Here is an 11,768-nt window from a genome sequence, read left to right on the forward strand (position 1 = left end):
AGGGGCGGTTCTGGCCTGGTGCTGCCGCTCAGCGCAGGTCGAGCTTTTCTATCTCGGCCACGAATTCGGTGAGCTCCTTGATCGAACTGTCGATGTCGTCGCGCTGGGCCTTGAGCTTCTTGATGTGCGCGCGGCACTTTTCGATCGTGACGCGACGCTGTTCGACGCGGCCGTCATCGAGGTCATAAAGGTCGATCATCTCGCGGATTTCGTTGAGGCTGAAACCGACATTCTTGGCGCGCATGATCCATGCCAGGCGCGCGCGGTCGCGCTTGGAATAGACGCGGGTCAACCCAACCCGTGCCGGGCTGATTAGCCCCTCGTCCTCGTAGAAGCGCAGCGCACGGGCCGTGCAACCGAATTCCGACGTGAGATCGGAGATCGTGAACTGCTCGCGCTTGTGGATGTCGGGCCGGTCGAGATGGGCACCGTTGCGGCGCCCTTCGGACTCGCGGTTGCTAGCGGTCTCGGTCGAGGTAGAAGCGGTAGCCATGCTTCTGTCTATCTTACCTTTACGTCAGCGTCAAGTCTTGACCTTTACGAGAAGGGGGCCATTCTCCCCCTTCTCGATCCGACGGTAAAAGCAGCTCTGCGCGCCGGTGTGACAGGTCGGGCCCGCCGGCTGCGCGCGAATCACCACAGCGTCCTGATCGCAATCAACCAGCATCTCGACGACATCGAGATAATGCCCAGAGGTTTCCCCCTTGAGCCACAGCCGGCCGCGCGAGCGCGACCAGAAATGCACCCGGCCGCTATCGAGCGTGGCATCGAGCGCCTCGCGATTCATGTGTGCCACCACCAGCACCACGCCCGAGGCGACGTCGGTCACAACGGCGGTGAGAAGGCCCGACGCATCAAACTTCGGGGCAAAATACGAGCCTTGCTCGCGTTCTGCGGTGCTCAAGGCTTGGTCAGACATCTGTCGCACTCCGACAATCAGATCATGCCAAAATCGACGCCCTCTTGCGCTGATTGTTGCACGTTCACAACAGCGCGTTGCAAAAAATGTCCGAGTGAAAGGTTTGCCCTTCCGAACCACGCAACCTGATGGAACAAGGATGCCGAGCCTCGGACAGGGGTTCACCACCGGACAACGGCGTCGCCCGATGCCACGTTCGGGGGCGACCGGACCGCAGGACTGGCAGCGGGGTGCCAGCGCGACCGGTTGAACGATAGGGGACAGGGTCCCGGCGGTCAAATTAGGGGGTTGATCGCCATTGCCCGTAGGGGCGGATCCGAACCGTTTCGTCACGCGGCGCCCGGGGTTCCAAAGACCCCGGGCGTTTCGTTTTTCAGGCTGGCAGCGTCTGGGCTGGGCCGCTCTCCCGGCGCGTCGACCAACGCGAAACAGGCGACACTGACCATGCGCGCCCCGGCCTCGATCAGCACCTTGCGACAGGCCCGTGCGGTTGCACCGCTGGTGAAAACGTCGTCCACCAGCACGACATGGCGCCCTGCAATCCGCGTGCGGCGGCGCGGATGGACGATGATCGCTCCCTTCAATGCACGGTCACGCGCGTCGCGCCCCAGCCCGCCGAGGCTGGGCGTCCGCTTGGGGCGCTGGAGACCATCGACCAGCGCCTCGCCTTTGCCCATCTTCGCCAGCTCTCCCGCCAGCAGCGCCGCCTGATTGAAGCCGCGCTGCCACAGCCGCCAGCGGTGGAGCGGCACCGGCACCAGCAAGGGCCTTGCATCACCGCGGAGCGGATCGGGCAGCCGCGCTGCGATCAAGCGCGCCAGCAGCCGCGCATGGGTGATCCGCCCTCCATGCTTGTAATCGAGCACGAGCCGCCGCGAAGCCGCGTTGTAACGTGTTGCCGCGTAGACGCGCAGCGCGCCCTCTTGCTCGGGCAGCGGGTTGCTTTCCGAGGCGCTTCCCGGAATGTCGAGCAGCCCCCAGCACTCGGCGCACAACCCGTCTTGGTCGGCCAGAGCCGCGCCGCAGAGCGGGCAGCGCGGCGGATAGACCAGATCCACCAGCGGCTTCAGGCTCCGGCCCAAGTGCGCGACCAATCTCATCACCCCGCGTGTCGCACGGCTTGCACTGCCCTGGCAAGCGCGGCAGGGCGCTGGCAATGACCGCCCCAGCGATCCCGACCATCTTCAGCCCGCAGCGCCGTGACCGCCGCCTCGAACGCGCGCGCCTGCGTCGCTTCAATCCGGATGTCGCGCGCTTTCTCGCCGAGGATATGATCGAGGACACGCTTGAGCGACTTGCCTTCTTACGGCACTCGCCCTCCCGTGCTCTGGTTCTCGGCGACTGGACCGGTGCGCTGGCCGCCCGCCTCGATGCCGCCGGAGCCGAGGTGGCGGCGCCCACCGGGATCGATCTCGAGGCCCCATACCCGTCGGGCGGGTACGATCTGATCGTCGTCACCGGCCTGCTCGATGCCGTCAACGACCTGCCCGGGGCGCTGATCCACATGCACCGGGCACTGGCCCCAGGCGGGTTGGTGATCGCCCATTTCGTCGGCGGCCGCAGCCTGCCGGCCCTGCGCGCCGCGCTGATCGCCGCCGAGGCCGACAGGCCTGCCGCCCGCATCCACCCGCTGGTTGACCCGCGCGCCGCCCCTGTCCTGCTCCAGCGGGCGGGATGGAAGGATCCCGTGGTCGACACCCACACGCTGGCCGTTCGCTACAGCTCGCTCGACCGGCTGGTGGCCGACCTCAGGGATCAGGCGCTCGGCAATGCCCTGGCCCGACCTGCCGCTCCGCTCGGCAAGGCGGCGCTCGCCCGTGCCCGCAGCGCCTTTGCGGCCCGCGCCGAGGCAGACGGCAAGGTCACCGAAATCTTCGAGATCGTCACTCTCACCGGCCGGAGATCCCTGGCGGGGACTTAGCCCCGCGCCAGAGCAGCCTGCGCCGCCGCAAGCCGCGCGATCGGCACGCGGTAGGGCGAGGCGCTGACATAATCGAGCCCGACATTCTCGCAGAAGGCGATGCTCGCCGGATCACCCCCATGCTCGCCGCAAATGCCGAGCTTGAGATCGGGGCGCGTCCTGCGCCCGCGCTCTGCCGCCAGCTCGACCAGCTGTCCGACGCCTTCGACGTCGAGGCTGACAAACGGATCGCGCGGGAAGATGCCCTTGTCGACATAGACCGACAGGAACCGCGCCGCATCATCGCGGCTGACACCCAGCGTGGTCTGGGTCAGGTCATTGGTGCCGAAGGAGAAAAACGCGCCTTCCTCGGCAATCTCACCCGCCATCAGCGCCGCACGGGGCAGTTCGATCATGGTGCCGACGAGGTATTCGACCCGCGTGCCTGTTTCGGCGAACACGGCCTCGGCTTCCTTGTCGACCAGAGCCTTGAGGATCGCGAGCTCGCGCTTGGTGGCAACCAGCGGAATCATGATCTCGGGCAGCGGTGCCGCGCCGCTCGCCTGCTTGACCGCACAGGCCGCCTCGAAAATCGCGCGCGCCTGCATGGCGTAGATCTCGGGGAAGGTGATCCCGAGACGACAGCCGCGATGGCCGAGCATCGGGTTGAATTCGTGCAGCTCGCCGGCGCGGCGCTTCAAGTGATCGACCCCGAGGCCGGTGGCATCGGCAAGCTCGGCGAATTCCTCGTCCGCATGCGGCAGGAACTCGTGCAGCGGCGGATCGAGCAGGCGGATCGTGCAGGGCAGGCCCGCCATAACCTCGAAGATCGCGGTAAAATCGGCACGCTGTTCGGGCAGCAGCTTTTCCAGCGCGCGGCGACGCGCGGCCTCGTCATCAGCAAGGATCATCTGGCGCACCGCGCTGATCCGGCTGGCCTCGAAGAACATGTGCTCGGTGCGGCACAGGCCGATGCCCTCGGCGCCGAACTGGCGGGCCATGCGGCAGTCCTCGGGGGTTTCGGCATTGGTGCGCACGCGCATCCGGCGCAAGCAATCGGCCCACGTCATCAGCGTGCCGAAATCGCCCGCCAGTTCCGGCTCGACCGTGGGGACGATGCCCAGCATCACCTGGCCCGTCGCCCCGTCGAGCGTGATCGCGTCGCCTTCCTTCAGCTCGACCGAGCCGATCCGCAAGGTGCGCGAGGCGCGGTCGATCGAAACCGCCCCGGCCCCGGAGACGCAGGGCCGGCCCATGCCACGGGCGACCACCGCCGCATGGCTCGTCATCCCCCCGCGCGCGGTGAGGATGCCCTGCGCCGCATGCATCCCGTGGATGTCCTCCGGCGAGGTCTCGACCCGCACCAGGATCACCTTCTCGCCGCGCCCGGCCCATTGTTCGGCGGTATCGGCATCGAGCACGATCTTGCCCGCTGCCGCCCCCGGCGAAGCGGGCAGTCCCGTGGTCAGCACGTGCCGTTCGGCCTTGGGATCGAGCGTCGGGTGGAGCAACTGGTCGAGCGCCATCGGATCGACGCGGCGCACCGCCTCGCGCTCATCGATCAGGCCTTCGCCCACCATGTCCACCGCCATCTTGAGCGCGGCCTTGGCCGTGCGCTTGCCCGAGCGGGTCTGGAGCATCCACAGCTTGCCGCGTTCGACCGTGAATTCGATGTCCTGCATGTCCCGGTAGTGGCGCTCGAGCAGGTCGAACACGCGGGCGAGTTCGGCATAGGCTTCCGGCAGCGCCTCCTCCATCGAGAGCGCCTTGGCCCCTGCCGCCTCGCGCGCCGCCTTGGTGAGGTATTGCGGCGTGCGGATCCCGGCCACCACGTCCTCGCCTTGCGCGTTGATCAGGTATTCGCCGTAGTAGACGCGCTTGCCGGTGGCCGGATCGCGGGTGAAGGCAACCCCGGTGGCGCTGGTTTCGCCCATGTTGCCGAACACCATCGCCTGGACATTGACCGCGGTGCCCCAGTCACCCGGAATGTCGTTGAGGCGACGATAGACCTTGGCGCGGTCGCTATCCCAGCTTTCGAACACGGCGCGGATCGCGCCCCACAGCTGTTCGTGCACGTTCTGCGGGAAGGGCCTGCCCAGTTCGTCAACGACGATCTGCTTGTAGGCCTTGACCAGCGCCTGCCAGTCTTCAGCCGCCATTTCGGTATCGTTGTGGACGCCCTTGTCTTCCTTGGCGATTTCCAGCGCTTCCTCGAACAGGCCGTGATCGAGGCCAAGCACCACGTCAGAATACATCTGGATGAAGCGGCGATAGGAATCCCAGGCGAAGCGCGCATCGCCCGAGGACGCGGCCAGCCCCTCAACCGTCACGTCGTTCAGTCCGAGGTTGAGCACGGTGTCCATCATCCCCGGCATCGACACCCGCGCGCCCGAGCGGACCGAGACGAGCAGCGGGTCCGCCGGATCGCCGAACCTCTTGCCAACCGTGGCCTCGACGTGGGCGAGCGCGGCGGCGACCGCGCTTCGCAAGCTGTCCGAGAAATCCGCGCCATCTTTCAGATAGGCGATGCATTCCTCGGTGGTGATGGTGAAGCCCGGCGGGACAGGCAGGCCGATGCTGGCCATCTCGGCAAGGTTCGCGCCCTTGCCGCCCACGACGGTCTTGTCCTTCTGGCGGGGGTCGGAATGGTCGGCATTGCCTCCGAATACATAGACCGTCTTCATAGTCATGAACTTTCCCGCGAATGATCAAAAGTTTCAAAAGTGACAAAGGTGACACCCTGTCACCCTTGCAAAGTGGCATTAACCCTCTGAAATTATGTGCCTTGTCCGAAGGTGACGGACACAGGGGAAACGAGCGAACATCATCCTTCGATCCGGCTGAAATCGGCGACCTGATGCACGGCATCGCGAAAGCGCGCGAGCAGGCCAAGGCGGGCGGCGCGCTTGTTCGCATCCGCGTCGTTGACAGTCACCTCTTCAAAGAACCGGTCGATGGGCGCGCGCAAGGTGGCGAGCGCCGCCATGGCATCGGCGAACCGCTCGGCCTCGACCGCCTCGGCAGCGCGAGGGGCGGCGGCATCGAGCGCGTCGATCAGCGCCTTTTCGGCGGCTTCCGGCGTGTAGGAAAGGGCCTGCGCCCCCTCACCCGCGGCGAAGCCTTCCTTCTTCAGGATATTCGCCGCGCGCTTGTAGCCCGCCAGGAGGTTGGTGCCGTCCTCGGTGGAGACGAAGGCTTGCAGCGCATGGACGCGGGCGAGCAGGCGGACGAGATCGTCCTCGCCCCCGAGCGCGAAGACCGCGTCGATCAGGTCATGACGAATCCCCGCTTCGCGTTGCTGGACTTTGAGGCGCTCGGCGAAAAACGCGCCCAATCCCTTGTCGGCATGGCCAAAGAAGACCTTTTCAAACTTCTCTAGATCATCCTCGACCGCCTTTCGGAGCACATCCTGCATGCGGAACCGAAGTGCGTTTCCAAGGATCAATGAGATCACCCCGATGGCCGCTCTGCGAAGTGCGAATGGGTCTTTCGAGCCGGTGGGAGTCTCATCGATCAAGAAAAATTGACACAGGCTATCCAGCTTGTCCGCAAGGCTCACCGCCACCGTCACCGGAGCCGTCGGCACTTCGTCGCCCTGCCCAACCGGCTTGTAGTGATCGCGGATCGCCTCGGAGACTTCCTGCGGCAGGCCTTCCTTCGCGGCGTAGTAGCCGCCCATCAGGCCCTGCAATTCGGGGAATTCACCGACCATCTCGGTGACGAGATCGGCCTTGGCGAGGCGTGCGGCCTGCTCGGCCAGCGCCGGGTCGCCCGTGACGATCCCCTCCTCGCACAGCCAGCGCGCCAGCTTCGCCACGCGCAGGGCCTTGTCGGCGACGGTGCCCAGCTTCTCGTGGAAGGTGATGCGCGAGAGCCTTTCGGCATGAACTGCAAGCGGCGTCTTCTGGTCCTGCTCCCAGAAGAAACGCGCGTCCGACAGGCGTGCGGCGAGCACCTTGCGGTTGCCGTCCACCACCACGCGCGCGTCGCGCGGCTCGATGTTGGCGGTGCAGACGAAGGCGTTGGCGAGTTTGCCGTCCGCGCCTTCGCACACGAAATATTTCTGGTTCACCCGCGCGGTGAGCTGGATCACCTCGGGCGGCACGTCGAGGAAGGCCTCGTCGAAGCGGCCGAGCAGCGGCACCGGCCATTCGGTCAGCCCCGCATTCTCGACCACCAGGCCTTCGTCGGCGACCAGCGTGAGGCCCGCCGCGGCAGCGACCTTGGCCGCGCCAGTGCGGATGATGTCCTGCCGTTCCTCGTGATTGACGATCACGAAGGCCTCGCGCAGCTTGGCGGCGTAATCGTCCGCGCTATCGATGGTGATCGGGCCGGAGGCATGGAAGCGGTGGCCGATGGTCTTGCGGCCGGCAGCGATCCCGCCGATTTCGCAAGGCACCACCTGGCCATCGAGCAGCGCGACGATCCCCGACAGCGGGCGTACCCACCGCAAGGACTCGGTCGAAATCGACGCCGCGCCCCAACGCATCGCCTTGGGCCAACTGAAGTCGCGGATGATCGCCGGGATCGCGGCAGATAGCACCTCGACCATCGGACGGCCCGGCGCGTGGCGGACCGCAAACCATGTCATCCGGCCCTTGACCTCGCGTAAGGTCAGCTCTTCGCGCGTCACACCGGCCTTCTTGCAGAACCCGTCAATCGCGGCATCGGGCGCTCCTTCGGGCGGGCCCTTGGCTTCCTCGCTGACAGCCTCGGTCGCCAGCGGCAGACCGCGCGCGATCAGCGCCAGACGCCGAGGGGTCGACCAGATCGTGAGTTCGCCCGCGGCAACCCCGGCCGCATCCAGCTCGCGCCGGAACAGCTTTTCGAGTTCCGCGCGCGCCCCGGTCTGCATCCGGGCAGGGATTTCCTCGCAGCGCAGTTCGAGCAGGAAGTCGGCCATCACACGAGGCTCCACCCCGGATATTTGACCTGCCATTCGGGCGTCATCTTCGTGGCATAGGCCTCGCAACTGGAACGCGCCAAGTCGCGCACGCGGGCCATGTAGCTGGCGCGTTCCTGCACCGAGATCACGCCGCGCGCCTGCAGCAGGTTGAACAGGTGGCTCGCCTCGATCGCCTGCTCGTAGGCGGCAATCGGCACCCCGGCTGCAAGCGAGCGCAGGCACTCGGCCTCGGCGCGGCGGAAGCCTTCGAACAGGGTCTCGGTATCGGCGACCTCGAAGTTCCACTTGGACATCTGGCGCTCGTTTTCGAGGAACACGTCGCCATAGCTGACCCCCGCCGTATTGAAGGCGAGGTCATAAACATTGTCGACGCCCTGGATATACATCGCCAGGCGTTCAAGCCCGTAGGTCAGCTCGCCCGCGACCGGCTTGCAGTCGAAGCCGCCCATCTGCTGAAAGTAAGTGAACTGGGTGACTTCCATCCCGTCGCACCACACTTCCCAGCCCAGCCCCCATGCGCCGAGCGTGGGGCTTTCCCAGTCGTCCTCGACGAAGCGGATGTCGTGCGCAAGCGGATCGATGCCGATCGCGGCAAGGCTGTGCAGATAAAGCTCCTGGATATCCGGCGGGCTCGGCTTGAGGATCACCTGATACTGGTAATAGTGCTGGAGCCGGTTGGGGTTTTCGCCATAGCGCCCGTCGGTCGGGCGGCGGCAGGGCTGAACGAAGGCGGCGCTCCACGGCTCAGGCCCCAAGGCGCGCAGCGTGGTGGCGGTATGGAAGGTGCCCGCGCCCATGCGCATATCGTAAGGTTGCAGGATCACGCAGCCATTGGCGCTCCAGAAGTCATGGAGCGTGAGGATCATGTCCTGAAACGAACGCGCCGGGTCACGCGACGCAGCGGCAGAAGGCGGGGCGGGACTCATGGCGGCTCGCCATGGCGGAACACCCCAATGGCGTCAATGCCGCAGCGCAGCAAGGTGGGGATGCACCGGTCATTGGTCGCATCCCCAAGACATAAAGTCAGGTTAACTTGACATAGTCAGCGAATCGCGACATATAGTCATGTATACCTGACATATCGTCAGGCAAACCTGATGAGGTGAGCCGATGAAATTCCTCGAACAAAACGTCGTGGTGAAGCAGTGGATCCTGTTCGCGATGCTGCTCTTGAGCGGTTTTGCCACCGGCGCAATCATCGCCAAGCTGATGAAGGCGCTGGGAATCTGAACGCCGTGAAGAACCGTCTCAAGGTTCTGCGGGCGATGCGCAACTGGAGCCAGGCGGAACTGGCCGAGCGGCTCGATGTCTCGCGTCAGGCGGTCAACGCGATCGAGACCGGCAAGCACGACCCTTCCCTGCCCCTCGCCTTTCGTATCGCCCGCCTGTTCGAGCTGCCGATCGAGGAGATTTTCGATGACGAAGCCTGATCGCGACGACCTCACCACCGAACCCACCGAAGGTGCGGTGCTGCTAAGGCAGGCCGGGCTCGGTCTCGGCGGCGGCATCGCGCTGATTTTCATCGCCGGCATGATTTCCGGATATGTCGGAAGCGCGCTCGAACGCGGCGGGCCGGACCTGTTCGATGGCGCGCTCATCGCTGGCGTGGTGCTGCTGGCGGGGCTGGTGGCGCTCGGCATGTGGTGGTTTTGGCCGCGCAGCGGGCGAGAGCCGGTCGCCCCGCGCGTGCAAAGTGCGCGAAGGCTGGTCGTCTTGGCCATCGCGCTGGGCCTGCCGTTCGGATTCCTGCTGGGCCTGAGCGAGGAGGGCAGCGGCACGCTGTTCTCCAACGCCCCGGTCAGCGCCGGCATCGCCGCGATCTCCATGCTCATGTGGCTCATTCTCGGGCCGCTGATCACCTGGCTGTGGTGGCAGAAGATCGACGAGCACGAGGCCGGCGCCTACCGCGAAGGCGCGCTGGTGGCGGCCCACGCCTATCTCTTCATCACCCCCGCCTGGTGGCTGGCAAGCCGCGCTGGCTGGCTGCCTCAGATCGAACCGATGCTGATGCTGGTGGCGGTGGCCGTCATCTGGTCGGCCGTGTGGTTTGTCCGCCGCTATTTCTAGAATTTTCCTCGCCTGTCCGTTCATTCCAGCCCATTCTGCCCCGAAGGAGACACCCCGATGAAACGTGCCAACCTGCTTGCTCTGGCCGCTGCCCCGCTGGCGCTGTTTGCTGCCGCCCCAGCCCTCGCCGAGACCCCTGCCTTCGCCGAGACCCCTGCCACCACCGAGGTCGCCGCTGCCTTGCCGGCCACCAGTGGCCATGGCCCGGCGCTGTGGAAGGTCGCCGACGAGGACACCACGATCTATCTGTTCGGCACCATCCACGTGCTGCCGCAGGGCATCGAGTGGTATGACCCCACCATCGCCGAGGCGCTTGAAGGCTCGGACATGATCGTCACCGAGATCAAGATGGACCCCGCGAGCGAGACGAGGCTCCAGCAGCTCAGCATGACGTTGGGCGTGCTGCCCCAGGGCACCACCTTGCGCTCGCTGCTGACTCCGGAGCAGACCATCGCCTACGAGGCCGCCCTCGCCAAGATCGGCGCGCCGCCGGCAGCCTTCGACCAGCTCAAGCCGTGGCTGGCCGGCCTCACCTTGTCGATCATCCCGCTAATGCGGCAGGGCTATGATCCCAATAGCGGGGTCGAGAAGGTGCTGCTCGCCAAGGCCGGCACCAAGGGGCAAGACGCGCTCGAAACTCCCGAATTTCAGCTCGGCATCTTCGACGGGATGCCGCGCGAAGGGCAAATCGCCTTCCTGATGGAAGCGGTCGCCAGCATGGACGAAGTCAAGCCGATGCTCGACCGCATGGTTGCCGAATGGGTCAAGGGCGATGCCGAGGCATTGGCCGCGATCATGAACGAAGGCATGACCGATCCCGCCGTCGCCGAGGCGCTGCTCTTTGCTCGCAACGCCAACTGGGCGGAATGGATCGACGCCCGGCTCGATCAGCCCGGCAGCCTGTTCGTCGCGGTCGGCGCCGGCCACCTCGCGGGCCCCAAGAGCGTGCAGGAATACCTCGCGCAGAAGGGCATCGCGGTGACCAGGGTGAAGTGATGATCCGGGCGCTGCGGGCGTTGATCGGACGCGGCGGCGCCGCGATCATCGCCCCGCTCCTTGTTCTTGCGCTGGCCGGATGCGGCGATACCCCTGCCGAGCGCGCAGCCATCGCGCCGCCCAGCCCGCTGTTCTACGAAATCGCCAGCGCCAACGGCACGGTAGAGGGGTGGATGCTCGGCACCATCCACGCCCTCCCCAAAGGCACCGAGTGGCGCACCACCGAGATCGGCCGGGCCATCGGCTCGGCCGATTTGCTCGTCGTGGAGATCGGCGATCTGACGGGGCGTGACGCGGGGCCGTCGATCTATTCCAGCCTCGCGCGAAGCCCCGGCCTGCCCCCGCTCGCCGAGCGCCTGCCGCCTGCTCTGCGCCCGCAGCTGGCGGCGATGCTGGAGCGGGGCGGCATGAAGCCGGAAGATTTCGCCGCCGAGGAAACCTGGGCCGCGGCAATCGCGCTCGCCCGCATCGATGCGACCGGCGATCCGGCCCACGGGGTCGACCGCGCGCTGATCGAAGAATTTGCGGGCCGCCCGGTGCGCGAGCTCGAAGGCATGCGCGGCCAGCTGGCGATCTTCGACCGTCTGCCCGAAAGCGCCCAGCGCACCATGCTCGCCGCGGTGGTGCGCGAGAGCGAGACCGTCCGCAAGGATCCGGCCCGGCTCCAGCGCGCTTGGCTGGCGGGGGATGCGGCGGTGATCGAACAGTCGAGCCGCGAGGGCTTGCTCGCCGATCCCACCCTGCACGAGGCGCTGCTGGCCGGCCGCAACCGCCGCTGGGCCGAGACGATTGCGCCGCTGCTGGAAGCAGGGCCTCGCCCGCTGATCGCGGTGGGCGCGGCGCATCTGGTCGGCCCCGCAGGGCTGGCGGCACTGCTCGAAGCGCGCGGCTACCGTGTCCGCCGCCTGCCCTGAGGCGCCCCGAAGCGCCCGAAAGCGGTTGCCAAACCGGCCATCTCTCTCTAAGGGGCCGCGCTTCGG

The 11,768-nt window shown here is 66.4% G+C and carries 11 protein-coding genes; 5 read left to right on the plus strand and 6 right to left on the minus strand.

Features of this window, described 5'->3' with window-relative positions; genetic code table 11:
- Positions 1-28: 28 nt before the first annotated feature.
- The 3 genes from BZF61_RS08220 to BZF61_RS08230 form a co-directional block, all read right to left on the minus strand.
- On the minus strand, positions 29-493 hold the full coding sequence (locus tag BZF61_RS08220) for a MerR family transcriptional regulator (protein ID WP_086618405.1): 465 nt from the start codon (positions 491-493) through the stop codon (positions 29-31).
- A gap of 30 nt (positions 494-523) precedes the next feature.
- The gene (hisI, locus tag BZF61_RS08225) at positions 524-919 is read right to left on the minus strand and encodes a phosphoribosyl-AMP cyclohydrolase (protein WP_086618408.1); all 396 of its coding nucleotides are present in this window, start codon (positions 917-919) and stop codon (positions 524-526) included.
- Positions 920-1,248: 329 nt separating this feature from the next.
- Positions 1,249-2,019, minus strand: a complete 771-nt coding sequence (locus tag BZF61_RS08230; RefSeq protein WP_086618411.1) for a ComF family protein — start codon at positions 2,017-2,019, stop codon at positions 1,249-1,251.
- Positions 2,020-2,075: 56 nt separating this feature from the next.
- Between BZF61_RS08230 and BZF61_RS08235 the strand changes: the two genes are divergently transcribed.
- Positions 2,076-2,840 (plus strand): methyltransferase domain-containing protein, encoded by a 765-nt coding sequence (locus BZF61_RS08235; RefSeq protein WP_086618413.1) that lies wholly within the window; start codon positions 2,076-2,078, stop codon positions 2,838-2,840.
- Here BZF61_RS08235 and ppdK read toward each other — a convergent pair.
- The 3 genes from ppdK to BZF61_RS08250 all read right to left on the minus strand — a co-directional run bounded on the left by ppdK (position 2,837) and on the right by BZF61_RS08250 (position 8,651).
- The gene (gene ppdK, locus BZF61_RS08240) at positions 2,837-5,503 is read right to left on the minus strand and encodes a pyruvate, phosphate dikinase (RefSeq protein ID WP_425429611.1); all 2,667 of its coding nucleotides are present in this window, start codon (positions 5,501-5,503) and stop codon (positions 2,837-2,839) included. The two genes, BZF61_RS08235 and ppdK, sit on opposite strands and share 4 nt — an antisense overlap.
- A gap of 140 nt (positions 5,504-5,643) precedes the next feature.
- On the minus strand, positions 5,644-7,722 hold the full coding sequence (glyS, locus tag BZF61_RS08245) for a glycine--tRNA ligase subunit beta (RefSeq protein WP_086618417.1): 2,079 nt from the start codon (positions 7,720-7,722) through the stop codon (positions 5,644-5,646).
- Positions 7,722-8,651, minus strand: a complete 930-nt coding sequence (locus BZF61_RS08250) for a glycine--tRNA ligase subunit alpha (protein ID WP_086618419.1) — start codon at positions 8,649-8,651, stop codon at positions 7,722-7,724. Before BZF61_RS08250 ends, glyS begins: the two co-directional genes overlap by 1 nt.
- Positions 8,652-8,960: 309 nt before the next feature.
- On the opposite strand from BZF61_RS08250, the gene BZF61_RS08255 reads away from it, so the two are divergent.
- From BZF61_RS08255 to BZF61_RS08270, 4 genes are read left to right on the plus strand one after another with little or no spacing between them, the layout of a single operon-like run.
- Positions 8,961-9,155, plus strand: coding sequence for a helix-turn-helix transcriptional regulator (locus BZF61_RS08255; protein ID WP_086618420.1), 195 nt, complete (start codon positions 8,961-8,963; stop codon positions 9,153-9,155).
- Positions 9,142-9,792, plus strand: coding sequence for a hypothetical protein (locus tag BZF61_RS08260; protein WP_086618422.1), 651 nt, complete (start codon positions 9,142-9,144; stop codon positions 9,790-9,792). The genes BZF61_RS08255 and BZF61_RS08260 overlap by 14 nt, the downstream gene beginning before the upstream one ends.
- A 57-nt stretch (positions 9,793-9,849) precedes the next feature.
- Positions 9,850-10,788: a TraB/GumN family protein gene (locus BZF61_RS08265; RefSeq protein ID WP_086618424.1), complete on the plus strand. Its 939-nt coding sequence runs from the start codon at positions 9,850-9,852 to the stop codon at positions 10,786-10,788.
- Complete coding sequence (locus BZF61_RS08270; protein ID WP_086618426.1) at positions 10,788-11,702, plus strand: TraB/GumN family protein; 915 nt, start codon at positions 10,788-10,790, stop codon at positions 11,700-11,702. Before BZF61_RS08265 ends, BZF61_RS08270 begins: the two co-directional genes overlap by 1 nt.
- Positions 11,703-11,768 lie beyond the last annotated feature (66 nt).

The organism is Erythrobacter tepidarius, from assembly GCF_002155695.1.
GTDB lineage: Bacteria > Pseudomonadota > Alphaproteobacteria > Sphingomonadales > Sphingomonadaceae > Erythrobacter > Erythrobacter tepidarius.